Origin of the sequence: Enterococcus sp. DIV0755b (assembly GCF_051713765.1) — a bacterium.
Taxonomy (GTDB): Bacteria; Bacillota; Bacilli; order Lactobacillales; family Enterococcaceae; genus Enterococcus_C; species Enterococcus_C canintestini.
Map to the genome: position 1 here is coordinate 553,025 of NZ_JBIOQN010000001.1, position 25,644 is coordinate 578,668.

The 25,644-nt window shown below is 34.8% G+C and carries 23 protein-coding genes; 18 read left to right on the forward strand and 5 right to left on the reverse strand.

Features of this window, described 5'->3' with window-relative positions; all coding sequences use genetic code 11:
* Positions 1-139 precede the first annotated feature (139 nt).
* Positions 140-508, reverse strand: coding sequence for a hypothetical protein (locus IGI65_RS02760; protein WP_438773157.1), 369 nt, complete (start codon positions 506-508; stop codon positions 140-142).
* A gap of 1,049 nt (positions 509-1,557) precedes the next feature.
* Between IGI65_RS02760 and IGI65_RS02765 the strand changes: the two genes are divergently transcribed.
* The 3 genes from IGI65_RS02765 to IGI65_RS02775 all read left to right on the forward strand — a co-directional run bounded on the left by IGI65_RS02765 (position 1,558) and on the right by IGI65_RS02775 (position 6,279).
* Complete coding sequence (locus tag IGI65_RS02765; RefSeq protein ID WP_412258417.1) at positions 1,558-3,507, forward strand: DHH family phosphoesterase; 1,950 nt, start codon at positions 1,558-1,560, stop codon at positions 3,505-3,507.
* Between the two features lie 177 nt (positions 3,508-3,684).
* The gene (gene rplI, locus IGI65_RS02770; RefSeq protein WP_071865531.1) at positions 3,685-4,137 is read left to right on the forward strand and encodes a 50S ribosomal protein L9; all 453 of its coding nucleotides are present in this window, start codon (positions 3,685-3,687) and stop codon (positions 4,135-4,137) included.
* 489 nt (positions 4,138-4,626) lie between these two features.
* Positions 4,627-6,279: a MutS-related protein gene (locus tag IGI65_RS02775; protein WP_438773158.1), complete on the forward strand. Its 1,653-nt coding sequence runs from the start codon at positions 4,627-4,629 to the stop codon at positions 6,277-6,279.
* 86 nt (positions 6,280-6,365) lie between these two features.
* On the opposite strand, the gene IGI65_RS02780 is transcribed toward IGI65_RS02775, so the two are convergent.
* Positions 6,366-7,361 carry a LacI family DNA-binding transcriptional regulator gene (locus tag IGI65_RS02780; protein WP_438773159.1) on the reverse strand — a complete coding sequence of 332 codons (996 nt, stop codon included), beginning with the start codon at positions 7,359-7,361 and terminating at the stop codon, positions 6,366-6,368.
* Between the two features lie 175 nt (positions 7,362-7,536).
* Between IGI65_RS02780 and IGI65_RS02785 the strand changes: the two genes are divergently transcribed.
* From IGI65_RS02785 to IGI65_RS02820, 8 genes are read left to right on the forward strand one after another with little or no spacing between them, the layout of a single operon-like run.
* Positions 7,537-8,856: an ABC transporter substrate-binding protein gene (locus tag IGI65_RS02785; protein WP_438773160.1), complete on the forward strand. Its 1,320-nt coding sequence runs from the start codon at positions 7,537-7,539 to the stop codon at positions 8,854-8,856.
* Positions 8,856-9,731: a carbohydrate ABC transporter permease gene (locus tag IGI65_RS02790; protein ID WP_438773161.1), complete on the forward strand. Its 876-nt coding sequence runs from the start codon at positions 8,856-8,858 to the stop codon at positions 9,729-9,731. The genes IGI65_RS02785 and IGI65_RS02790 overlap by 1 nt, the downstream gene beginning before the upstream one ends.
* Complete coding sequence (locus IGI65_RS02795; RefSeq protein WP_438773162.1) at positions 9,718-10,554, forward strand: carbohydrate ABC transporter permease; 837 nt, start codon at positions 9,718-9,720, stop codon at positions 10,552-10,554. The genes IGI65_RS02790 and IGI65_RS02795 overlap by 14 nt, the downstream gene beginning before the upstream one ends.
* A gap of 12 nt (positions 10,555-10,566) precedes the next feature.
* Positions 10,567-12,084: an alpha-amylase family glycosyl hydrolase gene (locus IGI65_RS02800; RefSeq protein WP_438773163.1), complete on the forward strand. Its 1,518-nt coding sequence runs from the start codon at positions 10,567-10,569 to the stop codon at positions 12,082-12,084.
* Positions 12,081-12,980, forward strand: coding sequence for a DUF1861 family protein (locus IGI65_RS02805; protein WP_438773164.1), 900 nt, complete (start codon positions 12,081-12,083; stop codon positions 12,978-12,980). The genes IGI65_RS02800 and IGI65_RS02805 overlap by 4 nt, the downstream gene beginning before the upstream one ends.
* 10 nt (positions 12,981-12,990) lie before the next feature.
* Positions 12,991-14,052: a BtaManbiosPhlase gene (locus IGI65_RS02810; RefSeq protein WP_438773165.1), complete on the forward strand. Its 1,062-nt coding sequence runs from the start codon at positions 12,991-12,993 to the stop codon at positions 14,050-14,052.
* 5 nt (positions 14,053-14,057) lie between these two features.
* Positions 14,058-15,779, forward strand: a complete 1,722-nt coding sequence (locus IGI65_RS02815) for a phospho-sugar mutase (RefSeq protein ID WP_438773166.1) — start codon at positions 14,058-14,060, stop codon at positions 15,777-15,779.
* A 9-nt stretch (positions 15,780-15,788) separates the two neighbouring features.
* Positions 15,789-16,751 carry a DUF1861 family protein gene (locus IGI65_RS02820; protein WP_438773167.1) on the forward strand — a complete coding sequence of 321 codons (963 nt, stop codon included), beginning with the start codon at positions 15,789-15,791 and terminating at the stop codon, positions 16,749-16,751.
* 104 nt (positions 16,752-16,855) lie between these two features.
* Here IGI65_RS02820 and IGI65_RS02825 read toward each other — a convergent pair whose 3' ends face one another.
* Entirely contained in the window at positions 16,856-17,869 is a 1,014-nt protein-coding gene (locus IGI65_RS02825) for a YeiH family protein (protein WP_438773168.1), read from the reverse strand.
* 293 nt (positions 17,870-18,162) lie between these two features.
* On the opposite strand from IGI65_RS02825, the gene dnaB reads away from it, so the two are divergent.
* Complete coding sequence (gene dnaB / locus IGI65_RS02830) at positions 18,163-19,536, forward strand: replicative DNA helicase (protein ID WP_438773169.1); 1,374 nt, start codon at positions 18,163-18,165, stop codon at positions 19,534-19,536.
* A gap of 14 nt (positions 19,537-19,550) precedes the next feature.
* Here the strand turns inward: dnaB and IGI65_RS02835 are convergent, their stop codons facing one another.
* Positions 19,551-20,384 (reverse strand): hypothetical protein, encoded by an 834-nt coding sequence (locus IGI65_RS02835; RefSeq protein ID WP_438773170.1) that lies wholly within the window; start codon positions 20,382-20,384, stop codon positions 19,551-19,553.
* A 163-nt stretch (positions 20,385-20,547) separates the two neighbouring features.
* Between IGI65_RS02835 and IGI65_RS02840 the strand changes: the two genes are divergently transcribed.
* From IGI65_RS02840 to IGI65_RS02850, 3 genes are all read left to right on the forward strand, one after another.
* Positions 20,548-21,144, forward strand: coding sequence for a sigma-70 family RNA polymerase sigma factor (locus tag IGI65_RS02840; RefSeq protein ID WP_438773171.1), 597 nt, complete (start codon positions 20,548-20,550; stop codon positions 21,142-21,144).
* A gap of 239 nt (positions 21,145-21,383) precedes the next feature.
* The gene (locus IGI65_RS02845; RefSeq protein WP_438773172.1) at positions 21,384-22,004 is read left to right on the forward strand and encodes a VanZ family protein; all 621 of its coding nucleotides are present in this window, start codon (positions 21,384-21,386) and stop codon (positions 22,002-22,004) included.
* 55 nt (positions 22,005-22,059) lie between these two features.
* The gene (locus IGI65_RS02850; protein ID WP_282956609.1) at positions 22,060-22,182 is read left to right on the forward strand and encodes a hypothetical protein; all 123 of its coding nucleotides are present in this window, start codon (positions 22,060-22,062) and stop codon (positions 22,180-22,182) included.
* A gap of 177 nt (positions 22,183-22,359) precedes the next feature.
* On the opposite strand, the gene IGI65_RS02855 is transcribed toward IGI65_RS02850, so the two are convergent.
* Positions 22,360-22,647: a hypothetical protein gene (locus tag IGI65_RS02855; RefSeq protein WP_071865524.1), complete on the reverse strand. Its 288-nt coding sequence runs from the start codon at positions 22,645-22,647 to the stop codon at positions 22,360-22,362.
* 459 nt (positions 22,648-23,106) lie between these two features.
* Here IGI65_RS02855 and IGI65_RS02860 point away from each other — a divergent pair, with 459 nt between their 5' ends.
* The 3 genes from IGI65_RS02860 (at position 23,107) to IGI65_RS02870 (ending at position 25,530) form a co-directional block, all read left to right on the forward strand.
* A complete protein-coding gene (locus IGI65_RS02860; RefSeq protein ID WP_438773173.1) occupies positions 23,107-23,463 on the forward strand; it encodes a hypothetical protein in 357 nt (118 codons plus the stop codon).
* 675 nt (positions 23,464-24,138) lie between these two features.
* Complete coding sequence (locus IGI65_RS02865; protein WP_438773174.1) at positions 24,139-24,681, forward strand: helix-turn-helix domain-containing protein; 543 nt, start codon at positions 24,139-24,141, stop codon at positions 24,679-24,681.
* Between the two features lie 57 nt (positions 24,682-24,738).
* Complete coding sequence (locus tag IGI65_RS02870; RefSeq protein WP_095006925.1) at positions 24,739-25,530, forward strand: class I SAM-dependent methyltransferase; 792 nt, start codon at positions 24,739-24,741, stop codon at positions 25,528-25,530.
* The last annotated feature ends 114 nt before the right edge of the window (positions 25,531-25,644 follow it).

Genomic DNA, 25,644 nt, shown 5'->3' on the forward strand with positions numbered 1-25,644 from the left:
ATTTTACACCTCAGTCATTTGATTGAGGTGTTTTTTTGTAGCTAGATATAAATATAGTTGTGAGAATGAAAGAGTGATTTGGAGTGATTTGATTTTATAGTTAAAGCAGGCTCTATTTTTTTACTTGTAAGAAAGAATCCTATTGGGTTAAAAATTCTTGCAAGTAATCAGCTACTACATCCAATGCTAATAGTCGGCGCATCGCTATAGTATGTTGAGGGGTGTTTTCTGCAAACTTGGGTGACTGTTTTTGAATACTAGGTCTAATTCTTAATAATATTTGTTGCGCATCTTTTACCTCTGATAAAGAATAGGTAAATTCCGTCTTGTTCCAGTGATGATGTAACATAGAAAGTGCAACCTCACATGCAAATCGCCTGTTTTGTGGCGTAGCAAGATTTTTACTCCCTTTGGCTGCCATTGTCTCAATTGTTTTATTTAGTTTTCGAATCATCGATTCAAATACTTCCAAACAATATTGTTGTTCTTTATCTGTTAAGTCCCGCATGCCTATCCTCCTATCTTTTCAAAAAGGTGATTATATCATACTGGAAAAATATTTGCTAAGTTCTAATAATTACCCGAAATTATCCCGACTTATCCACAGATATGAAAATAGCTGAAGTTCTTGGTGTAGCAATGATATTTAGCTAAATTAACAGCAAATCACAAATAAGTTTTCCACAATGTGGAAAACTTATTTAAACAAGATTATATAAGCAAAAAGTATTTGTGAAGTTAAAAACAATTCTTAATTCAGAAAATGAATACTTATACAAATAGTGTTTTTTTGTTATTTATTGCTTGAAAATATCTGCTTTCGGCGTAGAAAATTAGTCTAAATCATTAAGAATGAGTAGGTAGTAATAAAGCAAACTACATTAAAGGTAAAGAACTATTTTTGAAAATTTTTCGCTACTAATTGTTTCAGGTAGGGCAAGATAGTGTAAAGCACAAACAGATAATCGGAAAATGGAAAGTTAAAAAAGTACTGTCTGTTTGAGCCGACCCCTAAAAGTTAGACCAAAAAATCTAACTTTTAGGGTCACTGTCCGTTACCCAAGTAAAGAGTGTTCTTTTAGCAGTATTTATTGCAAGTTAACTTTTAATAACTTAGATATAGAGATAAACAATGTAAACAAATATGATATGTAATAACAAGGACAAGATATTTTACTTTTGGAATGTAAAATCAGAAAGTGAAAATGTTAAAAAGACTTTCAATGTATCTTGTTCGTAATAATTTTAAAGAACTTAGGCATGAAACGTTGTGTAGGCGACTACTTATTCGCTTTTTATTTCAAGTCAAATAGTTTGTTAGCTTAAGAAACAAACAAAAATGTTTCACGTGAAACATTTTCCACTGCTTTTAGCTATAAAAAGGCTAAAAATCGCGTTAGGATAGGATTTATGCTAGAATGAAGGATAGCAAAAAAAGATAATTTGCGAGTTAAGGTTGTAAGAAACTTTTACGTCTATTTGGTAGTTAATTTTTAGCTAATTACGATTCTTTGTAGGCTAAGAGCCAAAATAAGGCGTTAAAATGAGGAGTAAGCTATGAAAAAATACCCTTTTTTAAAAGTGATGGTACTAATTTTCATTGTAGAGTTTATTTGTTTAGTTTTTAATCCCCATTTATGGGCCAATATTGCCATCTTTGCTGCGCTAAATATTTTTGTCTACTATGTCTATTATACATTGCAAAATCTGAATGCTTTGACTGATGACAAGCGTATTCGTGAGTCGGCTCAAATTGCGATTGATAATTCCAAATTTTTATCCAGTGTTTCGCCATCAATTATTTTTATTTATGAGCCGAAAACGTTCCGGCTGGATTGGATGAATCATCGTGCTTTAGATTTAAAAGAACAAGTTGGGCAAGAAGTCTTATGGGATAAGACGTTAAAGCCTCTCTTAGTAGGTAGTAAAGACGACGGTTTTATGCGCGTAGAAGATTTAAGTTTTGAATATATCATTGATCGTAAAAAAAATGTCATCTTCTTATTAGATCGGACTGCAGAAGTCGCGGCCCAAAACTATCAAGAAAATCAACAAACTGCGATTGGTATCATTTCTGTTGATAATTATGATGATGTCGTAGATAAAATGGATGATAAAGAAACTTCTTACTTGAATTCTTTTGTGACGACCTTTATTTCTGATTGGTCAGATGAATATGATATTTACTTGAAGAGATTAAACGCTGAACGCTTTTATTTTGTTGCGCATGCCTCTGATATTAAGAAGATGGCTCAAGGACAATTTTCTCTGCTGGATAAAATTCGAACCGCAGCAGAAGAACAGTCCATTCCATTAACGATTAGTATGGGGATTAGTTACGGTGATGAAACTGGCGAAAAAATTGGTGAAGTAGCCCAAACCTGTCTGGATATTGCTTTAGTTAGAGGTGGCGATCAGGTAGTAGTAAAAGAGGCTAACGATGAAGCCAAACCGAAATTTTATGGTGGGAAAACCGCCAGCGTAACAAAAAGAACACGTGTTCGTTCGCGAGCGATGGGAACTGCTCTTAATAAAATTTTAGCCAGTGCAGAAGATATTTATATTATGGGTCATCGTTATCCTGATATGGATGCAATTGGTGCTGCTTATGGTGTGGCGACACTAGCAGATTTCCAAGGAAAAACAAGCTATGTGGTAATTAATGAAAATGAATTGATTCCAGACGTCGAACGATGCTTAGAAGAAATTCATAAAGATGAAGCATTAGAAGGTCATTTAATCTCTGTTAAACAAGCCCTAGGACAGATTAAACAAAATAGTCTGTTAGTCATGGTCGACTACCATAAACCTTCGCTATCAATCTCTCAGGAGCTTTATGAGAAGTTTGATAAAGTTGTGATTATCGATCATCATCGCCGCGGAGAGGAATTTCCCAATCAACCGCTGTTAACCTATATCGAGTCTTCGGCTTCTTCTGCTTCAGAATTAGTGGGTGAGTTGATTCAGTATCAAAGTAACGCAAAAAAACAGTTGGATAAATTGACTGCGACGTTATTATTAGCCGGAATTTTTGTTGATACGAAGAATTTTTCTGTCCGTACCAGTTCGCGAACTTTTGACATTGCAAGTTATTTAAAATCAAGAGGAGCCAACGGCGAATTAGTGCAATATATCTTAAGTTCGGATTTAACTTCATTTTTGGAGATTAGTGAACTGGTTTCTAAAAGCGAGTTTATCGATCAAGATATTGTTGTTGCCTGTGCGAGTGAGGATAAAGTTTACGATAGCGTGACAACAGCTAAAACCGCAGATACGCTTCTTTCAATGAATGATGTGCAAGCCTCTTTTGTCATTACTAAAAGAAAAGACGGGCTAGTCGGTATTTCTGCGCGGAGCAATGGTAAGATTAATGTGCAGTCCATCATGGAAGATATGGGCGGTGGTGGTCATTTCACCAATGCCGCAACCCAAATCAAAGAGAAATCCCTTAACGAAGTGAAAACAATGCTTTATAATGAAATACAGCATAGTTTAAAGAAAGAATAATTGCAAGTTAGGCTGGAGATTGGGCTTTTTAGAAAGAAGCTGGGTGAAGGCATAACGCAATTGTAAAATTTAAGCGGTCATTGCGCTACACTTATCTCACTAACTATAAGTAGGATAAAAATGGCTTAATTGCCACAAAGTAAAGCCAATGACAGATCTTTACAAGGAGGAAGTTACATGAAAGTTATTTTTTTAGCTGACGTAAAAGGCAAAGGTAAAAAAGGCGAAATCAAAGAAGTTCCGACTGGTTACGCGCAAAACTATTTAATTAAAAACAAATTGGCGCAAGAAGCCAATAAAGGCAATGTGGCTGAACTTGCCGCTAAAAAGAAAGCCCAAGACAAACACGAAGCTGAAATTTTAGCTGAAGCCAAAGCATTAAAAGAAAAATTAGAAAAAGAAGAAACAGTGATTGAATTAAAAGCTAAAGCTGGTGAAGACGGACGTTTATTTGGTTCTATTCCTTCCAAACAAATTGCAACAGCTTTAGAAAAACAATACAATGTTAAAATTGATAAACGCAAAATTGAGTTGGAAAACCCGATTCGTTCATTAGGATTTACCAATGTTCCAGCGAAATTGCATCCAGAAGTAACAGCAACATTGAAAGTTCATGTAGGAGAAGAATAAGCAAGTTTTTTTCATACAGTTACTAAAAAGCACCAATCTCTAGCGACAGCCTTTTATGGGCATGTCTTTAGAAATTGGTGCTTTTTTATTGCATTTCATAAAGATGTAATTTTTTCAGGCATCTACTTCTAGCCACAATGCTGGACGTACGCCGCCACTATTATCTCTAGTTAAAGGATGAATCGTTTTACTGCTATAATGATGCGTGTCTTTTTTAATTTAACGAATAAAATAATTTCTAAATTTTATCTTTAATCTAGCTTGATTTTACCATAAAAGCGAGTGCAAATCGTGTTGGTGCCATATGCAACTAAAAATTAAGTTATAAAAATCTCAAAAATAAAAGAATATATTCAGTATAATAAGAACAGAGTATTTTTAAATAGGAAGTGTTTTTTATCAAGATGATTTTTCCTGTTTAATTTGAATGCTTGACTCAACAGTTAACTAAAAAGCTAGAAAAATGAAAACAAAACAAGAGGTGAAAACATGTCACAAGAATTCCTGTTAATCACAGTGTTAATTATCGCAGTTCCGATCGCTTTAATTGCGCTGAATTATCGCAGTCGCTACCAGTTGAAACAAAGTATCAAACAAAAGTGGGGAACCCAGCCGTATCAAAAGCGTTTGGATCAGCCGGAAAGTTTGAAAAAAGCCTGGTTAGAAGAAAAGAAGTATCATCATTACACAGCAGAAGTCGATGATTTAACTTGGTATGATTTAGATATGGAGAGTATTTTTGCGCTTTTAAACAACACTTACTCAAGCGTTGGGTCAGAGGCTTTGTATAAACGTTTGCGCAATTATGATTTTAACGATCAAAATCATTACGAGCCATTAATTAAATTTTTTACAGAAAATGCCGCCACACGCGAAAAAGTCCAATATCTCTTTGCCACCCTCGGTAAACAAGACAATAACTTTTCAAAACAATATCTAGCAGAAGGTGGTAAAAACAAGTTACCTAATACTTTTTTATACGTTATTTTATCGTGTGTACCAATTTTGTCTTTGCTAGCTTTACCACTGCAACAATCACTTTTTTTGATTGTTATTTTATTTAGTTTTTTTCTAAATGTTATCCTCTATTTTACGCAAAAATTTCGCTTGGAAACAGAACTGACAACGATGCGTTATTTGGTACAAACGCTCGTCTTAGCGAAAAAAATGAGTAAAGTAGAAACACCTTTGCAAGCTGACTTAAAGGCAAAAGTTAAACCGTTTAAAGGAATTGAAAAATTTGCTTTTTCGTTTCGTGTCAAAGGCAACTCGGAAGCTGAAATTATATTTGAATTAGTCAATATGATCTTTTTACTACCGCTGATTTCTTATAATTATGTCTTACGTAAAATCAGCCGATACAATAAAGAAGCTATTTCGCTATGGGATAATTTAGGAGATTTGGAAGTGGCATTAGCCATTTTGAATTTTAGAACTTACATGCCATTAACTTGTTTGCCCACAGTAAAAACAGGTGGGGTGGAAGCTGAAGCAATTTATCATCCTTTAATTCAAAATGCAGTCGCAAACCCCGTTGACTGGCAAAAAAATACATTAGTGACTGGTTCCAATGCTTCTGGTAAATCAACTTATGTTAAAAGTATCGCGATTAATTGTATTTTGGCTCAAACTATTAATACAGCTACTGCGGAAACTTTTACTTTACAAGCCGGACATGTCTTAAGTTCGATGGCAGTCGAAGATGATTTATTTGAAGGAGACAGTTACTTTGTAGCTGAAATCAAATCGATTAAACGCCTCTTAGACAAAGTGGCGACAAAAGAACGTTGTTATTGTTTTATTGATGAAATATTAAAAGGAACCAATACTATTGAGCGTATCGCAGCTTCCAGCAGTGTGGTCGAGTGGTTAGGACAACAACCAAGCTTAGCTTTTGTAGCGACCCATGATATTGAATTAACGGAAATTTTAAAAAATAGTTGTGACAATCTCCATTTCGAAGAACAAGTCACTGCTGAAAATGGTATCTCCTTTGATTATCGCTTACGCCAGGGTGCTGCTAAATCCCGCAATGCTATCGCCTTATTGGGTATTTTAGGGTATCCAAGTGATTTAGTTGCCAATGCTAAAAAAGAAGCTGCTTATTTCGATCAAGAAAAAAGTTGGCAGGTGTTGGGGTAAAAGGTATTAGTCCGTATTTTATAACAAACAAAAAAGATTACAAACTACATGACAAATAGTTTGTAATCTTTTTTTGTAGATAGAAATTATATTTTTTGTATTTTTACAGAACCGCGGATATTTAAACTTGGAACAATTTGTTGATGAACAAAAGGTGTCGTTGGATTTGCTATTCTTTGCATCAGTGAATTTACGGACAGCTGGCCCATAAAATGTAAATCCGTTGCAACATTTGTAATTGGCGGAACGGCCATACGAGTAAACTCAGTGTCATCATAACAAATAATACTAATATCATCTGGAATAGTATACCCAGCAGATTGTAAGTAACTGTTGAGCATAAATGCCAAGCCGGAGTTGGCACAAAACCAAGCATCAGGCATTTTCTCAATGTTTTTTAGTTTGTTAAACAGTGCTCCTTGAGTTTCTTCAATTTGAGTTACTTCTATTTTTTTATCATAAGATAACCCGTATTCTCGCAATGCACGATGATAGCCTCGGTAACGTTCTAAATAACTTGGTGAAAATTCAATGTCACCAATAAATCCAATTCTATTTAAACCATTTTCAATTAGTAACGAAACAGCTTGAAATGTTCCGTCTGTATTTTTTGAAAGAATGGCATCAGCTAATAAGGAAGGATCATGATGATCAACTAGCACAACAGGAACTTGTGTGGCAATAATTTCCTTTATGTAATTATTGTCACTATGAGACAGAATAATTACACCGTGATAGTCTAAGATATTTGCTGGTATCATTAGATTTTTTATTTCAGTTTGAGTCAGTGGGTGAATATCTAACTGACATCCTTCTTTTCGTATTGCATCTTCAATACTTTTAATAATTTCGCCAAAAAAACTTGTCTGAGAGATGGCAAATTCAGTTGCTACTAACAAAATTCGTTTTTCCTTATTTGTAATAACATTATTCTGATACTCGTAACCAAGTTCATCCGCTTTTTGTTGTACTAAACTTTTGGTTTTTTGGCTAACACCGGGTTTATTCCGTAATGCTTGTGAAACTGAATTTTTTGAGATTCCTAGTGCATCTGCAATATCTTGCATAGACGCTTTTTTCATATCTATCACCTGATTTTCTAAGCTTTATATTAAGTATAGCATAAATTACAAAAAAATGTAATTGTTTGTAATTATAAAATGTAATTATATAATTATAAAATGTAATATTGACATTTTGAATTACACGTTGTAAGATACGATGTGTAAAGAAAACGTTTACCATTTAGGAGGAACGATGATGAAAATGAACAAATTGATTGTAGGTATTTCAGCTCTATTATTAGGAAGTGTCGCTTTAGCTGGTTGTAGCAATTCGGGCACAAAAGATTCTGGTTCAAGTGATGGCAAAACGAAAGTTACTTTCTGGGCAGCTCCTAATCCTACCCAAGTAAAGTATTGGGAAGAAATGGCAACTGAATTTGAAAAAGAAAACAAAGATATTGATGTTGAAGTTAGTCAAATGAAAGAGAGTCCATCTTCTGAAGCCACTATTCAAAGTGCGATTGCATCAAAAACGGCACCGACATTGTCTGAAAATATTAATCGTAGTTTTGCAGCACAATTGGCAGCTAGTAAAGCAATTTTACCATTAGATAAAGAAAGTGACTTCAATAATATTGTTGAAAAAAGAAATATGAGTAAAACAATTGAGAGTTGGAAATTCTCTGACGGTAGTCAGTATGTCTTACCAGTATATTCTAATCCAATTTTATTTGGTTGGCGTTTGGATACGTTAAAAGAATTAGGTTTTAATGAGCCACCTAAAACATATTCGGAACTATTAAAAGTAGTTGAAAAAATTAAAGGTACAGATAAAGCTTTATGGGCGAAAAAAGATATCGCTGACCCAACAGCTTGGATGCGTTGGTTTGACTTTTTCCCATTATACGATGCAGCAAGTAAAGGTGCCAATTTTGTAGAAGATAATAAATTTGTTGCAGATGAAAAGGCAATGGAAAATGTTTTTGATTTAATGAGTACTTTGTCTAAAGACAAAGTTTTGCGAACTGGTGAAGCAACAGATCCATTTGAAAATGGTGATAGTGTTATGACGGATATTGGACCTTGGACTTTCCCAAACTGGACAGAAAAATATCCTGAACTAAAATTTGGTGAAAACTATACAGTTACCACTCCAGTTGTACCCGATGAATTAGCTAATGAAGAAAATGTTTCAACGTATGCAGATGCTAAAGGAATTGTCATGTATGCTCAAGCAACAGAAGAAGAACAAGCTGCTGCTATGAAATTTTTAGAATTTGTTTTTGGCGATGAAAAGAATGATATGAAATTATTAGAAACAACTTCTTTAATTCCAGCACGTGATGATGCAACTGAAAACGCTACCTTTAAAGAATATTTCGAAGAAAATCCAGTAATGGAAGTTTACGCTGCGAATGTTCCAAATGCCGTTCCAGCTATGGATAATGAAAAATACAATGATATCCAACAAGTATTTGGCGAACAAGCTTGGGTTCCTGTTGTTCGTGGTGAAAAAGCACCGAAAAAAGCTGTTACAGATGCAAAGAAAGCCGTTGAAGGGGCGCTTCAATAATGAACAAAAATACAAAATTGGGCTGGTTATTTACCAGCCCATACCTTATTTTTACATTTATCTTTTTTCTTTTACCATTACTGTGGTCATTTTGGTTAGCTTTAACCAGTTGGAATATGATTTCACCAGATGTTGAGTTTGTCGGAATCAAAAATTTTATCGATGCAGTCAAAAGCCCTGCAATTCAATCGGCTTTTGTTGTTACATATAAGTTTTTGATTGTTTTTGTGCCAATGGCCATGATTATGTCGATGATTATCGCCCTTTTAGTTAATAGTTTACCAAAGCTAAAGGGATTATATATGGTAGCGTTTTTCCTACCATATCTTTCCAGTGGTGTTGTAACTTCTTTAATTGTAAAAGGATTACTATCTTATAATGGCCCTTTCAATACATTTTTACGTAATAAAATGGGTTGGGATATTGACTGGTTAGGTAATCCACATACTGCGATTATTATTGTATCTTTGATGATTGCTTGGAAAATGTCCGGATATTATGGTCTGATTTTAATTTCAGGTTTAAGTAATATCAATCAAGAAATTTATGAAGCTGCGGCTATTGATGGTGTTACACCTTGGAATCGTTTTTGGAAGATTACTTTCCCAATGTTATATCCAGCATTTTTCACAGTAGCTGTATTAGCTGTGGGTGTTAGTTTTGGTATATTTACTGAGGTCTATCAGTTAACTGGTGGTGGTCCTAATTTTGCTACGAATACTTGGCAAATGGAAATTTACAATCAAGCATTTGTCGGCTTGAAGTCAGGTTATGCTTCAGCTGTCGCTTTGTTAGCATCAGTTGTAACTTTTGCATCAATAGGTATCATTCGCAAGCTTTTAGAAAAATGGGGTGAAAGAAATGGTTGGACTTAAAAAAACGAAAAGACAAACCATTCTATTATATATTGTTACGACTTTAGTGATGTTAGTTATGATTTTTCCGTTTATTTATTTAGTAATGCATTCTTTTGCATCATGGGATCAAGTAGATCGTAAATTAATTCCGAGTCATTTTAGTTTACGTTCATGGACTTGGCTATTTGGCGGTTCTGCTACTTCTGCAAATGTTCCTTGGATAGGCGCATTCATTAATACGGTTATCGTAGCTACGATTGCTACGTTTTTGATGCTGTTATTCGCTTTAATGGTGGGATATGCTCTTGCAAAAATTGAATTTAAAGGCAAAAAATTTGTTAATAATTTTATTTTGTTTCAAATGTTTTTTCCAGCCATTATTTTGTTAATCCCTCAATTTTTAATGATAACCAATGTTGGGCTCCTTGATTCATATGCAGGTATGATTATTCCAACGGCTATTAGTTTATGGGCAATTTTTATGTATACGAATTTTTTTAAAGCAATTCCGGATGCTTTAATTGAAGCGGCCAAATTAGATGGTGCATCGGAATTACAAGTACTCTTTAAAGTAGTTCTGCCAATGTCTAAATCTATTACGACTGTTATCTTCTTATTCTTATTTACTGATCGTTGGACCAACTTATTGTGGGACATGATTGTTTCAAAAAGTGACAGTACTGTTACCTTGAACGTTTTGATTTCTCAGATGTTCGGTCCTTATGGCACTTATCCTGGTCCCATGTATGCTGCTTCGGTGTTATTGACATTACCATTGATTATCTTATTTTTAATTTTCTCAAAACGATTCCAAGACGGTATGCAATTTACCTTGAAGTAGGAGTAAACAAATATGTGGTGGGAAAAAGCAGTTTTTTACGAAATTTATCTTCCTTCTTTTGCAGATAGCAATAGTGATGGCATTGGGGATTTTAACGGAATAAAAGAAAAATTGCCTTATTTGAAGCAATTAGGGATAGATGCAATTTGGTTAACGCCGTTTTATCCCTCTCCTAAAATTGACAATGGATATGACGTAGCTGATTACTGTAATGTAGATAGTCAATACGGCTCGTTAGAAGATTTTGAAAAATTGATTAATACAGCAAAAAAATATGGTTTGCGTATCATTATTGATGTTGTTTTTAATCATACATCGACGCAACATCCATGGTTTCAATCAGCTTTAGAAAGTGTCGAATCTGAAAAAAGAAACTGGTATGTATGGAAAGATAAACCGAATAATTGGGAAAGTTTTTTTGGTGGATTGGCATGGGAATATGATGAAAAAAGTCAGCAATATTATTATCACAGTTTTGCCAAAGAACAAGCTGATTTGAATTGGCACAATCCAGCAGTAAAGCGAGCTATCTTTCAAATATTAGATTTTTGGATTGAAAAAGGAATAGATGGTTTTCGTTTTGATGTGATTAATAATCTGACTATAAGCGAGAATTTTAAAGATAATCCTATAGACGAAATAGGTCGGCAGATTCATCAAAACGATGTAAATCAACCAGGTGTTCTAGCAATCTTAAAAGAAATCAATACGTATATTAAAAAATGTAATCCGGAACTGTTTACCGTTGCTGAAATTAGCTCTGACAATCTTACAGTTATTAATCAATATATTGGATTGGATTTATTTGATACCGCTTTTAATTTTAATTTAGGTAGTCAAAATAAGCTGAACTTAGATTACTTTGTAGCACAATATAGAGCTATGAATTCTGTTTCTGAACAATTACCAACACTCTTTTTTAATAGCCATGATATGAGTCGATCTTGGGAACGCTTGGCAGATAAAAATAAAGATATTTATCATTTGTTGATTGTTTTATTAACAATAAATCATGGTGTGTCCTTTTTATTTCAAGGAGAAGAATTGGGTTTAGGCGATTTCTTACCAAATAAATTGTCAGATATCCGTGATATTCAAGCAAAAAATAAGTATTTTGAGATACTACCAAATGGGGATAACAAGAAAGCTTTAGATCAAGCAAATCTGGTTAATCGTGACCGTTCCAGAGGCATGTTACCCTTTCCTGAAAATAAAAATGGCTGGATTGGAATGGCAAAAGTTAATGCATCGGAAAAAGAAATTTTCACGTGGTACCAAGAGCTAATTGGATTACGACGTAAAGAAGGACCATTCTTACCTTTAGAAAATATTCAAGTGAAAAATGATCTTCTTTCTTATTTTAGCGGTGATATTCAAGTAATACTAAATTTTTCTGAGAAAGCGCATCAGGTGGAATTAACGAGACAAACTACATGGCAAACTTTATGGACGTATAATCTGCCATATTTTGAAAAAAATAAAATTTACTTGCCTCAAAAAGCAGGTTGGATAGGAAAGAGAATTAAATGATTTACGCAGAAGAATTACTAAAAAAACACAGAGAAAAACAAATTCCTTCTAAAGCCTCCGTTTTAACATTTAAAGGTGTAGGAGAAAAAGATGTCTATAATATTACGGCGCCATTTGTATTAGAAGGACAAACAGTGCTTGCTGGTAGAGTAGAGTCAAGAGATGATGAGCATTCAGAAATCGTTTTATTTACAGAAAGCGAAGAGAATATATGGATGCCAATTAAAGATAGTATTCGTTTACCTTTGCAAGATCCCTTTTTTACGAAAATTGATGGTTATATCATTTTAGGTGGTGTGGAGGTAAATTTTCTACCTTCCGGATATGCTAAATGGCGAACTGTATTTTATCGGTTAGAGTCCATTCAAAATGTAGTACAAATTTTCGCGGGTCCTTGGGGAATGAAAGATTTACGTTTAAAACAATTAAATAATGGGAAGATTCTTGTATTAACCAGACCACAAGGAACAAAAGGTGGTAGAGGAAAAATCGGTACTTTTGTAATTGACAATTTAACAGATTTGTCTGTTGAACGAATTGAAAGTGCGCCACTCCTAGAAAATCAATTTACGGAAATTCAGTGGGGTGGTGCCAATGAAATTCACCAAATAGAAGATACTATTTGGGTTTTAGGTCATATTGCTAATTTTGATGCAGATAACAATCGCCATTATTATGCCATGTCCTTTGAATTAGATTTAGAAAACTTGGCTATGAAAAATGCCAAAATTATTGCAGAAAGAAAAGACTTTGCAGCTGGACCTGCTAAGCGAGCTGATTTAGTCGATGTAGTGTTTAGTGGGGGTATTGTGCTAAAAGATCAAAAAGCCGATATATATGCGGGTATTAGTGATGCTGGTGCTCAAAAATTAGAAATAGAAAATCCATTTAGATAGAGGTTATGATATGAAGATAAATCGTTTTACAGAAAATCCGTTAATTACACCTAAAGATGTTACGCCACTTCATGAAGGCTATGAAGTGATTGGTGCTTTTAATGGTGGCGTTGCTGAATATAATGATGAAATATTGCTATTACTGCGTGTAGCGGAAAGACCTATTTCAAAAGATCCTGAAATAATTAAAGCGCCAGTTTATGATACACAAAAAAAAGAAATGACAATTATCGAATTCAATCGTAATGATTCAGAATATAACTTTGAAGATCCGCGTATGATTCGTCATAAAGACAACCTAGATAGCTTTGCTTATTTGACCTCTATTTCGTATATTCGGATTGCTCGTAGTAAAGATGGACATCACTTTACTGTTGATGATACTGCGTTTTTATACCCGTTTAATGAGTATCAAAGTTACGGGATTGAAGATGCCCGTTGTACAAAAATTGGCGATACTTATTACGTTAATTTCAGCTCGGTATCACCAGTTGGTGTGTGTGATTCATTAATTGCTACAAAAGATTTTAAAAGCTATCAAGATTTAGGGAATATTTTTGCGCCAGAAAATAAAGACGTATTGATTTTCCCTGAGAAAATCAATGGAAAGTATTATGCACTTCATAGACCTTCACTAAAAAGTATCGGTAATTATGATATTTGGATTGCTTCTTCTCCGGATTTAGAAAGCTGGGGACACCATCAGCATTTGATTGGTGTTCGTCCTAATTCTTGGGATAGTGGTCGTGTTGGTGGTGGGTTAGTACCAATTAAAACGGCAGAAGGTTGGCTAGTTATTTATCATGGTGCAACGCCAGAACATCGCTATTGTATGGGAGCAGCCTTATTAGATTTAGAAGATCCTACTAAGGTTTTAGCTCGCTCTAAAAAGCCAATTATGGAACCAGATGCAGTATATGAAAAGAATGGTTTCTTTAGTGATGTTGTTTTTGGGTCTGGTGGCATAGTAAAAGATGATCAATTAACCATGTATTACGGTGTTGCTGATACTTCGATGGCAGGTTGTACATTTTCTATTGCCGAAATTATTCAACAAATAAAAGAAGGTTAGAAAGAATGAATTGGCAAGAAAAATTACAAGAATGGCAAAATTTTGAAGCGTTAGATTTAGACTTAAAAAATGAATTAGATCAAGTGACTAGTCCAGTTGATTTAGAAGATCGTTTTTATCGTTATTTGGAGTTTGGCACAGGAGGTATGCGAGGAGAACTAGGCGTTGGTACGAATCGAATCAATAATTATACGATTAAGCGTGTTGCGTTGGGATTAGCCCGCTATATTGAAGAAAAAGGGATGATGGCTTGTCAACGTGGCGCAGTAATTTCATATGACAATCGACACAAGTCAAGAGAGTTTGCTCAATGGACTGCCCGTATCTTGGCATCTTGTGGTATTAAAGTTTTTCTGTCAGATGAGTTACGTCCTACTCCGGAACTTTCTTACCTCGTTCGGCATTATCATGCTTTTGCAGGCATTATGATAACGGCTAGTCACAATCCTAAACAATACAACGGCTTTAAAGTATACGGTTCTGATGGCGGCCAGATTACCTTAGAAACAGCTAAGCGCCTGATGTCGATATTAGAAAATATTACCAATGAACTTACAATAACAGCGAAATCCCAATCTTATTATGAAAAAAATAGACAAATTACAGTATTTTCGAATGAAGTTGATCAGTGGTATGTAGAAGAATTAAAAGCTGTTATACAAAATCAAAACCTCGTCGCAAAAGAAGGACAAAATCTTGCTATTATTTACACTCCACTTCATGGGACAGGGAGCGTTTTAATCAAAAAAGCTTTTTCAACTTTTGGTTTTGAAAATTTAAGAATTGTTGCTAAGCAACAAGAACCAGACCCCAATTTCTCTACAGTTGTTTCTCCTAATCCTGAAGACCAAGCGGCATTTGCTTTGGCACTGGAAGAAGCAAAGGAAAATCCTGCCGATCTATTAATTGCTACTGACCCGGATGCGGATCGTTTGGGAGTGGTTGTATTTAAGCAAGGCCAACCTGTCTACTTAAATGGTAATCAAATTGGTGTTTTACTCTTAGATTATTTGATCAAACAAAAATCAACCACAGACCTTGGCGATTATTTTTTAGCTAAAACAATTGTTACTTCTGACTTAGGTTCAAAAATTGCAGAAAAAAATGGGATTCAAGTAAGAAATACGTTAACGGGTTTTAAATTTATTGGTGAACAAATCGAATTATCTGAACAAAAACAAGATAAAAAATTTCTCTTTGGTTATGAAGAAAGTTTTGGCTATCTAATCGCTCCTTTTGTAAGGGATAAAGATGCGATTCAGGCCGCAACGTTATTAGCAGAAGTTGCACTTGTTTGTAAGCTAGCAGGTAAGACATTGTTGGATCATTTAGATGAGATTTATAGAGAATATGGCTATTTTGTAGAAGAGTTGGAAACAAAAAATTTCCCAGGGAAAGATGGCATTACTGAAATGGCACAACTAGTTGAGCGATTACGTCAAAAAGAAATATCCCAATTAGCTAATGAGCCAATTCTTTATAAAGAGGATTACGAATTCGGAATGAAAAAAGATTTACAGACGAAAAAGATAACAGAACTGACCTTGCCCCAATCAAATGTCATAAAATTGATTTTAGCAGATGGCTCTTGGGTTTGTGTCAGACCTTCCGGTACAGAGCCCAAATTTAAAATTTATTACTCAGTAAGTGCTATTTCAGAGCAGTCGGCAAAAGAAAAACTAGAAGCTTTAAAAACGGATTTTCATCAAATGCTGACAGAAATATAAGGTGATTATATGAAAGCAGAAAAGCGAAAGCGAGAATTTGAAGCTAGTATTTTAGATAATTTAAAAGGGGAAATCTTAACCTTTTCAGGTGTTGAAGGTTTTGATGTATATAATTGTTCGCAACCATTTAAAGTTGATAACGATTGGTATATGTTTGGTCGCGTTGAGCGCCGTCAGGAGTGGATGCGTTCATGGGTGAGACTCTTTACGAAGGTACAGAAAAATCATTGGAAATTAGTTAATAATTCGATGATTTACCAATTGGAAGATCCATATATTGCTAAAATTGCAGATAATTTTGTCCTCGGTGGTACCCATGTCCAAGTAAAGCAAGAAGATGTTTTAGATACTTACTATGGTTATTTTTATTATGGCAAACAACTAGATAATTTGAAATACTTTGCGACAGGGCCAAAAAACATGAAAGATATTCGCATTGTGCCACTTGCGGATGGACGAATCGGGGTTTTTTCGCGACCACGCGATAAAAAACTAATTGATACGCATGGTAGTGAAGCATTAATTGGTTTTACAATTATTAACAATTTACAAGAGTTAACTGCTGAAAAAATTAACCAAGCACAAATATTGCCTAATTTGTTTGCTGACTTAGAATGGGGCGGTGTCAATCAAGCATTTTTATTGGATACAGGAAAAATTGGTGTAATTGGTCATTTATCTTTTAAGCAAGAGGATCAAAGTGTTTACACCATTATGTCTTTTGTCTTAGATCCGCTAACATTAAAAATATACGACTATCAAATTATTGGAACAAGAAATTGCTATTCAAAAGCACCAGCGAAACGAGAATTTTTGCAAGATTGTTGTTTTCCTTCTGGGATGATTTACCATAATGATAATTTTTGTGAATTATATTCAGGATTAGGTGATACCTGTGAGGGTGTTTTGTCAATTTCATATCCTTTTAAAGGGCATGGAAGATTGGTTGAAAAGCAATATCTAGTCAAATAATACTAAAAGCCCACAGCAAATTTTGCTATGGGCTTTTAATGAATTAATTGAAAAAGAAGGGAAAAATTTTTTATAAAATAGAGATTAACTTAATAAGCGCCCTTCTAAATGTGTAAAAGGAAGATAAATAATAAAGCAGCAACAGTTTGGACTGCGCCAACGGATAAGCCATAAAGTAAAAAGCGTGGGCCTTCTTTTAGAAATTTACGGAAATCTAAACGTAAGCCAATCGCAGCTAAGGCAATCGTTTCAAACCAAGTACTGATGAAATGGGCAACTTGATTAATCAAATCCGGTAATGGGAAAAAACTATTCACAATACAGATAATTAAAAAACCGAGTACATACCAAGGAATCGGCAGTTTTTTCTTAGCTTTCTTTTCTATCACGACATCATGACCAGCACGATTCACTTTTTGTTCAAAAATAAAAACGACTACGACTAAAAAGATGATCCGCGTAATTTTAAAAAGCATTGAAAACTGGACCGTTTCCCCATTGACTAAGCTAGCCCCCGCGACGACTTGACCGACCGATTGTAAAGTTCCCCCTAACAGCGCACTTTTGGCTATTAAATCATTTCCAAATAGCTGCATGCCTAAAAAGGGTAAGGTGAGCATCATCACAGTTCCCAGTAAATTAACCAGTGTAATGATTTGGCCTTTTTCCGTGTCATCGGCTTTAATGGCAGGGGCAATTGCACCAATCGCAGATGAGCCACAAACGGCATTTCCACCGGCCATCATGAGCGCCATTTTTTCATTAAAGCCAAGTTTTCGCCCTAAAAAATAAGCACCGATAATGACCGTACTCATCATTAAAATGACATATAGGAAACCTTTAATCCCCATTTTACTAATTGTTTGGAAAGTGACGGTAAAGCCAAGTAAAACTACTGAGTATTCCAATAAGCGACTTTCAGAAAATTTTGTACCGGTGGCTAATTGCGGTTGCTTAAAGAAGGTATTTCCTAAAACGATACCAAGTAAGATTGCTAAAGTAGCTCCTCCAAGTTGCGGCATTAAAAGAGCTAATAATTTTGCACCAATTGCTACGGCTAAGGATAAGAAAAAGCCGGGTAAAATTGTTTTACTTTTTTCAAAAGTATTGGTAGACATACATGTATTCCTTTCTTAAGCATGAATTTCTTGTTTTAAAACAACATAATTCATTATACCCGTTATTTTAATTTTTACGATTGATCCACTGAATAGCTAAAATAGAAAAATATAATGAAAATGGCGGTCATCTTTTAGGAGCTAAAAATTTTTGCTCCTGCTAGTGAGAAAAAATTTTTTAAAACTTTGGAAATCTTAGCTAATTCTTACTTTGCTCATTTGCCATATATTGTACTTTTACTGAAAGTTATGTAAAATTAGTAGACTGAAAACTTTTAGGAGCGATTATAATTATGGCAGTAGAAGATATGTGGCAAGACCGCATGCCGCCCCAAGATATCCAAGCGGAGCAGGCTGTTTTAGGTTCAATTTTTTTGGCTCCCGATGAGCTGATTAATGCGATGGAAGTTTTAGGTGCCAAAGATTTTTATCAACGGCGCCATCAATTAATCTACCAAGCGATGATTAATTTGTTTGATCGCAATGAAGCTATCGACGTGGTGACGTTAAAAGCAGAACTAGAGCGTGGCAATGCGTTAGAAGATGTCGGCAGTGTAGGGTACTTAGTGGAGCTTTCCCAAGCAACTCCTTATGCCGGAAGTATTGGTTTTTACGCCAAAATTGTGGCAGATAAAGCCTTATTACGTAATTTAATTCAAGCTGCCAATAAAATTGTGGCAGCAGGTTATGAGCAAGATGAAGATGTTTCTGCTATTGTCGAAGATGCGGAACGGGGCATTTTGGAAGTTTCTGAGCGCCGCAATAGTAATGGTTTTCAAGCGATTGAAGATGTCTTACAAGAAACATTTCGCAACATTGATCAATTGGCGCAAAATGATGAAGAAATCACCGGTATTCCAACTGGTTATCCAGCTTTAGATAAAATGACGGCAGGATTACAACAAGGGGAATTGATTATCTTAGCGGCCCGTCCGGCTGTTGGTAAAACAGCTTTTGCTTTAAATATTGCCCAAAATATTGGAACGAAAACGGATGCTTCGGTGGCTATTTTTAGTTTGGAAATGGATGCTGAGTCTTTAGTTAAGCGGATGTTATGTGCCGAAGGGTTAATTGACGCAGGGCATCTAAAAACCGGTCAGCTAACGGATGAAGAATGGGGTAATTTGGTCGTGGCAATGGGAAGTTTGTCGCGGGCTAGCATTTTTATTGATGACACCCCAGGGATTAAAGTTTCTGAAATTCGTGCCCGTTGTCGCCGTCTAGCACAAGAGAAAAAAGATTTAGGTTTAATTTTAATTGACTACTTGCAGTTGATTGAAGGAACGGGTCGTGAAAATCGGCAACAAGAAGTTTCGGAAATCTCCCGCCAATTAAAAAAATTAGCTAAAGAATTAAAAGTCCCCGTGATTGCCCTCTCCCAGCTTTCCCGTGGGGTAGAGCAGCGACAGGATAAACGTCCAGTCATGTCTGATATTCGGGAATCTGGTTCGATTGAACAAGATGCGGATATCGTCGCCTTTTTATACCGCGATGATTACTATCAACGGGATACTGACGATCCAGATGAACAAGACGACACCAGAGATAACATTATCGAAGTGATAATCGAAAAAAACCGTTCCGGTGCCAGAGGGACAGTTGAGTTGATGTTCATTAAAGAATATAACAAGTTTTCTTCATTATCATTACGAGACGATGCCATGTAGTAAAAAGACGCCAGCTAGAGATAGCCGGTGTCTTTTTTGTTTTTTTGACCAAACCACGCTTCATATTCTTCACATAATAATTGGACTTCTTTTTCTTGCCGTAATTTATCATAAAAAGAATAAAAAAAGTGATTGGGCCAGATGCGATTGCGACAATCGATTTTTTGACAGGCGCAATTAATTAAAGGGGTGGGATCAATCGCTAAATAGTGGATGACAGAATCTAAATGCGTAAAGCGCTCGTAATTTTCTTCTTTTTTAATTTGCGTATGTAAAATGAATGCTTTACTCATGCAATGAATTAAGGCGTTGCGTTTAATTGGAACCAGACAATCAAAGCCCAATAAAGTGGTGACATAAGCTTGATGATTTTTAGTATAAAAGTCAGCCAAAATAACTGGGTTGAGCCAGACCGTATTTTTAGGCGCAAGTTTACTGCTGGTTAATGGCATCAGACAAAAATCGCGCGTAGCAAAAGGTGCTTTTTTAAAGTTGTATAAACGTGCGACTGTTTCAAAGAAAACGCCACTATCTTGGCAACGATATAAGGGGATGATTTTTTTCATCATCAGTTGCGCGGGTGTACCATAAACCAATTCCAACCCTTCATTACTAAAAACGAGAGAATACTGCTGTTTTTGTTTCTCATAGGGAATTAAAGCGTAGTAAATTTTGCAAAGTGAAAGTTCAGCGCGAGGAATCAAATGGTCTGCTAATTGGTGGCGCGATTCTTTGGTTAAAACAAAATTTGGGTGGGGTAAAAAGGCTGTAATCTGCTGGCGCCCGTGATTTATCTCCTTTCTTAAGTGGAATTTTAAACGACTTTCATCAATAGGCATATCCGGCATACTATCCCTTCCTTTTCATAGATATTTCTATATAGAAATACGCATTTTTTTGCTAGGTTATTTTTTTAAATCAACTTTTTTTCGTTTTTTTTCCGCCAGAAGAAAATCTGGTGTTTTCTAAAATAAGATTACCGGCCGGAATAAAATAAAAAGAGGAAAAAAGATGAGAGAACAGCTGATGAATGAAGCCATAATGGAATATGATTCTTTATTTCGTCGCGTTTTAACACGGGAGCAAATTTATCCTAATCACAGTGAATACGATGATTGCCTACAGGAAATGCGGTTTAACTTAATCGAGCTTTTGCATGATTACAGAGATTTGGAAATTTTTAAAGAAGATTACAACAATAGTTATCTGTTTCGCCGCTTTCAATGGTTGTGTCAAGATTGTCGCCGTAAGTATTTAAAGGCTCGACCTGAAAGCTTGGAAAGTGAACAAGCTGCTGAAATTGCTTCAAATTTTGACTTTATCGCTGATGTGGAATTGGCGGAAATGTTGCAACAAATTTTTTCGCAACTTAATCAAGCAGAACAACGGGCTTTGGGCATCTTATTAGTGGATAGCCAGTTCGTTTCAGATTCTCAACTGACTTTAAAAAAAGCAGAGCAAGATAAGTTTTCCCAACAATCTTATCGCTACCAAGGCACTACTAAGAAAGGGCAGAAAAAAATTTCCCGCCAGCTGCGCGCCTATTATCGCAAAAAGTTACGAAAAAAAGTCGCCCACCAGATTAAAAAATCACTGGAAAAAAACTAAAACAAGTTCAACGCACTACTAAAAAGTTGGCATTGTTACACGTGAAACATTTTGGTAGGAAAAATATCAGGTAAGGAAATTAAAAACTTACCAAAGAGAGAGGTAAACTAAAGATAAATCGTAAATTTTTATCATTTTGTTTAAATTACATGAAAATATTGCACTTGCAATGGACGCTGCGTCTTAACTAGTGTACTATCTAAAGTAGTACACTAGTGTTTTTAGAAAAGGAGCAATCGATGGACAATTATACAATTTTTGATTTTTTTTACGAGCTACTTTTTGTTAATCCCGCTGCTGTATTAGGGGCGATTCTAATTACGGTTTTAATTTGCGTTTTAAAATTATCTTGGTCGCGCAAAATTGCCATTTTAATTCCGTCATTATTGCTGTTTTATTATTTAGCAATTAGTTTAGACGCCATTTTTGGTATTGCTACCATTGGTGAATTTCGCCGGCTAATCAGTCTGGGCGAAGGATTAATTCATCCTCAAATGGAATGGCTACCACTAGCAGATGGTTTTTCTGCTGGTTTTATTGCGAACATCTTTGTTTTTATCCCAATCGGTTTTTTAATTCCGTTTATGAGCCGTAACTTTGAAAAAATGGGTAAGACAGTATTATTAGGCAGTGGTCTTTCTTTAGCAATTGAAATCAGCCAAATTTTCACATTATATCGCGCCACTGATATTAATGATTTATTGACCAATACCTTTGGCACGCTGCTGGGGTGGTGTTGTTTTAAAATGGCAACGAAGCTTTTTCGGCGCCAAAGCTCAAACGCGCTAGAGCCCCAAACACGCTATTTACCGATTATTGTCGTAGCAATCGCTTTTCTCAATGTTTTTTTCTTATTTTAAATTAATAGACAGGTAGGAAAGTAAGTTAAGGTTGATAAAGAAAGTAGGGAAAATCATGAAAGATATCCTAGTAGTTTTAATTACGCTTATTTCAATTGGTTTTGCAGTATGGGGCACAGTTGTTGAAGGCAATTGGATGAAAGATCAAATAAAAAAGTATACTGATAAGCCGCATTAAAGACTATCTTTCATAAAAAAACACAACAATCTGTGGATCAGACTGTAGACAAAGTTCATTTGATGGATACTGTCTACAGTCTTTACTTTGTGATGGTGATTGCTATCGAAGTTTCTTCTGATGAATAAGTTTAAAAAATTGATTTTGTGAACCTAACATAATCCAATGCAAATATTTTTAATATAAAGTTCTCATTAAATTTATTCTGTCGATTATTTGCGATAATAGTAAATAGAGATTTGCAAATCCTTGATAGCCATAAAATGCTAAATAGTACATTGACATTATGGCACTCGTTAGATTTCCTACGATAAAAATTATATTTAAGGTTTTAGAAGTGAAATTATCATGTTTAATTAAAAAATATAGCGCCAAACATATTGAAATTATCGGATTTGATTTGACTAAAAAAGCTAAATTAAAAAGGCATATTGCAACTTGAATCTGCTTATTATCTTTGATCATGAAATCCCTCCTTGTCGAGGTAAATGTATTAAGTGTTATTTTATTTTTTACGCAAGTCTTCTAACTAATTATATATAGATTTATCAAAAAGTTGTCTTTATATAGCTTGGCCTCGTTATATATAAATAGTACTATTTCAAGAAAGCGAATACAATCGTATTATATGTTATTTATTTTAATTGTCGATAAAGTTTCTAAGAAATTATTTTAGATAAATTATATTACTGATTTGAAGATTACGGTCGAAAAGTTATTGTCGTAGCAATAGCTTTTCTCAATGTTTTTTTCTTATTTTAAATTGATAGACAGGTAGGAAAGTGGAAAGTAAAGTGTGTGATACGATTAAATCTTGTCTGGATAAGACAGTTTTAAATAATTGTCTAGCTAGGAGCACTTGTTTTATTTACCCAGAATACTGAAGATCTGATTAAACCTGTTTATTCTTCAAGGAGAAAAATTATGAAAAAGCGATTTTTAAAAATTCAATTTGTCTTTGGGCTTTATATTAGTATTTATTTAGCCGCACTTTATTTTTCAACAGGGTACGGAGTGGGATTTAAATTAGATGACAATCAATTGATTGGCTATATTCTTTGTGGTATTTCATTCCTGCTTTTGTTCTTGTCTTTTTTTATAAAAGAAAGCAAAAATAAAAAACAGTTTGCGCTGTTATTTGCTGTTTTTTGTGCTGCTTTATTACTTGGGGCGTTATTTACTGTTAATTTTAATGAAGCTTTCTGGTATTTTATTTTCTTTATCTTTTTTATTCCGATCAGTGTAATAGGTAATGTCATTGGTTTTCTTCTAAAAAAGTAGAGGAATTTATTTCACGCGAGATCTTTTGGTAACGTAATGTTAATGTATGCGGCAATAGCTTACAGGGATTGTCACTAATTGTAGTGCATTGTTTTGCTAAAGGTTTTTTCGGTAAAAAAATGCCACCTATACAATAAATGGACCAGTTACACGTAAATAGCTGGTGATAGTTCAAATTCAGCTCTTTTATTTGAGAAAAATACTTGTTGGGAAGATTTTTTTAATTTTCTTGCCGCAAATTAAGTGAGGTCACAATGAATTTTTTAGCTATACGCTAAATCAAAGCGATGGTAAATACTAAACCAGAAATAGGATATTACTAACGATAAAAAGTTCTTTTCCAGTATAATTTAGTAATAGAAGAAATTTCGTAACAGCTATCTAATAAAGTTAAAAAGTTTACGTTTAAATTTATTAGATAAAAAAATAAGTAATATTTTAAAATTTTGGCCGGTTTTTTGCCAGAATTATTGAGGTGCTTATGCCCTAAAAAAGGCACGAAGGTAAAAAATGGTGTTAAAGCGTAAAATCTAAACTAAATTTTTTCGGGGAAATCACCCCATTAAAACCTTGCTACCAAGCGGTTGCTACGAATAAGTTACACGAAAATCAGGAGAAGTTCTTTACTCTTAGAAATGATTGCGGTTACAGTGGAATTGGAAGGAGGGACAAGAATTGACGGCTGTTGGAGCAAATATTAAATACTATCGCACATTGCATCATTACACGCAAAATGATTTGGCTAATGAACTTCACATCAGTCGCCAGACAATTTCAAAGTGGGAACGAGGCGTCAGCCAACCTACCATTGAATATTTAATTGGACTGTCTGAATTATTCCAAATCACTGTCGATGAATTAATTAAAGTCACCCACAAAGCAATCAAAGAGGAGGAAACAATCATGAAAAAAGCAATTTTTCTTGTTAGTAATTATACCCCATCCAATAATAGCGAATGGGGTAAAGAGGCAAAAGATTATGGGACTAGAGATTTTCTTGCCAATCTTAGTAAAATGCACCCTATGTATGAATGGCGGGCAGCCCGACCAGCAGAGTTGCCAGAAATTTTAAACAAAGAAAATATCGGCATGCTAGCAGTAGCACCGACTGTTACCCCGCGATTAAAAGAAATTGAAGCACAGTATCCTGGTAAAATTCAAGTGATCTCACCTGCAGAATACGCTAAAATCACCACTAATTTTATCTTGGAACGTTAATTTTAAAGGTTAAAAAAATACTCTAAAAGAGAAAGAGCATGCAAAAAGGAGTTAAGTATGGATTATATTAAAGGCAATAAGTTAGCTTGGGAAGAGGCTTTTGAACAGCGTCAGGAAAACTGGGGGGAAGATAATTTCAAACGTCTGTTGAAAGAAGAGCTACCTTTCTTTGATAAAAATGTCGCCTATGAACTGAAAAAAATGGATTTTAAAAACAAACGCATTGCGCAGTTTTGTTGCAATAATGGGCGGGAATTGTTGGCATTGTTACAACTTGGCGCTAAAAGTGGTGTGGGTTTTGATATTGCTGAAAATATTTTAGCGCAAGGAAGAACCACGGCTTTAAAGGCCAATATCACTAATTGTGAATTTGTCGCAATCAATATTTTAGATATTCCGAGTGACTATTATAATCAATTTGATTTTATCTTTTTTACAATTGGTGCGATTACTTGGTTTGAAGATTTAGCTCCCCTTTTTGCAAAAGTAGCCGCTTGTTTGAAAAAAGATGGTGTCTTACTCATTCACGATTATCATCCATTTATGAATATGTTGCCTTTACCTGGAGAAGAACAATTTGATCAGGACAAACTAAATCAGGTAAGCTATTCGTATTTTAGAACCACTCCTTGGATTGAAAATGATGGCATGTGCTATATGTCAAACACATATCATTCCAAAACATTCACCAGTTTTTCCCACACGATGGCAGAAATCATTACGAGTTTAGCTATAAATGGTTTTTACGTATTAGCGTTAAATGAATATGATTATGATGTTGGTTTAACCGATGTTTATGATAAGCAAGGCCTACCATTATCATTTCTTCTGACAGCTAAAAAGCAATAGCTTGTGGTCAAAAAGTAATCAGTGAAATACGTTTTTATTAGTTCGTGTCACTTGTTGTTTTAAGCTGTAGAATACAGCCACTTACTGGATATGATAGTGTGTGATAACTTTTAC

Excerpts from the sequence above, each read along its gene's own strand:
- IGI65_RS02785 (WP_438773160.1), top strand. The coding sequence starts at position 7,537 with ATGATGAAAATGAACAAATTGATTGTAGGTATTTCAGCTCTATTATTA.
- IGI65_RS02805 (WP_438773164.1), top strand. The coding sequence starts at position 12,081 with ATGATTTACGCAGAAGAATTACTAAAAAAACACAGAGAAAAACAAATT.
- IGI65_RS02860 (WP_438773173.1), top strand. The coding sequence starts at position 23,107 with ATGAAAAAGCGATTTTTAAAAATTCAATTTGTCTTTGGGCTTTATATT.
- IGI65_RS02800 (WP_438773163.1), top strand. The coding sequence starts at position 10,567 with ATGTGGTGGGAAAAAGCAGTTTTTTACGAAATTTATCTTCCTTCTTTT.
- IGI65_RS02850 (WP_282956609.1), top strand. The coding sequence starts at position 22,060 with ATGAAAGATATCCTAGTAGTTTTAATTACGCTTATTTCAATTGGTTTT.
- IGI65_RS02870 (WP_095006925.1), top strand. The coding sequence starts at position 24,739 with ATGGATTATATTAAAGGCAATAAGTTAGCTTGGGAAGAGGCTTTTGAA.
- rplI (WP_071865531.1), top strand. The coding sequence starts at position 3,685 with ATGAAAGTTATTTTTTTAGCTGACGTAAAAGGCAAAGGTAAAAAAGGC.
- IGI65_RS02845 (WP_438773172.1), top strand. The coding sequence starts at position 21,384 with ATGGACAATTATACAATTTTTGATTTTTTTTACGAGCTACTTTTTGTT.
- IGI65_RS02840 (WP_438773171.1), top strand. The coding sequence starts at position 20,548 with ATGAGAGAACAGCTGATGAATGAAGCCATAATGGAATATGATTCTTTA.
- IGI65_RS02815 (WP_438773166.1), top strand. The coding sequence starts at position 14,058 with ATGAATTGGCAAGAAAAATTACAAGAATGGCAAAATTTTGAAGCGTTA.
- IGI65_RS02790 (WP_438773161.1), top strand. The coding sequence starts at position 8,856 with ATGAACAAAAATACAAAATTGGGCTGGTTATTTACCAGCCCATACCTT.
- IGI65_RS02765 (WP_412258417.1), top strand. The coding sequence starts at position 1,558 with ATGAAAAAATACCCTTTTTTAAAAGTGATGGTACTAATTTTCATTGTA.
- IGI65_RS02795 (WP_438773162.1), top strand. The coding sequence starts at position 9,718 with ATGGTTGGACTTAAAAAAACGAAAAGACAAACCATTCTATTATATATT.
- IGI65_RS02775 (WP_438773158.1), top strand. The coding sequence starts at position 4,627 with ATGTCACAAGAATTCCTGTTAATCACAGTGTTAATTATCGCAGTTCCG.
- IGI65_RS02760 (WP_438773157.1), bottom strand. The coding sequence starts at position 508 with ATGCGGGACTTAACAGATAAAGAACAACAATATTGTTTGGAAGTATTT.
- IGI65_RS02835 (WP_438773170.1), bottom strand. The coding sequence starts at position 20,384 with ATGCCGGATATGCCTATTGATGAAAGTCGTTTAAAATTCCACTTAAGA.
- IGI65_RS02820 (WP_438773167.1), top strand. The coding sequence starts at position 15,789 with ATGAAAGCAGAAAAGCGAAAGCGAGAATTTGAAGCTAGTATTTTAGAT.
- IGI65_RS02855 (WP_071865524.1), bottom strand. The coding sequence starts at position 22,647 with ATGATCAAAGATAATAAGCAGATTCAAGTTGCAATATGCCTTTTTAAT.
- IGI65_RS02825 (WP_438773168.1), bottom strand. The coding sequence starts at position 17,869 with ATGTCTACCAATACTTTTGAAAAAAGTAAAACAATTTTACCCGGCTTT.
- IGI65_RS02810 (WP_438773165.1), top strand. The coding sequence starts at position 12,991 with ATGAAGATAAATCGTTTTACAGAAAATCCGTTAATTACACCTAAAGAT.
- dnaB (WP_438773169.1), top strand. The coding sequence starts at position 18,163 with ATGGCAGTAGAAGATATGTGGCAAGACCGCATGCCGCCCCAAGATATC.
- IGI65_RS02780 (WP_438773159.1), bottom strand. The coding sequence starts at position 7,361 with ATGAAAAAAGCGTCTATGCAAGATATTGCAGATGCACTAGGAATCTCA.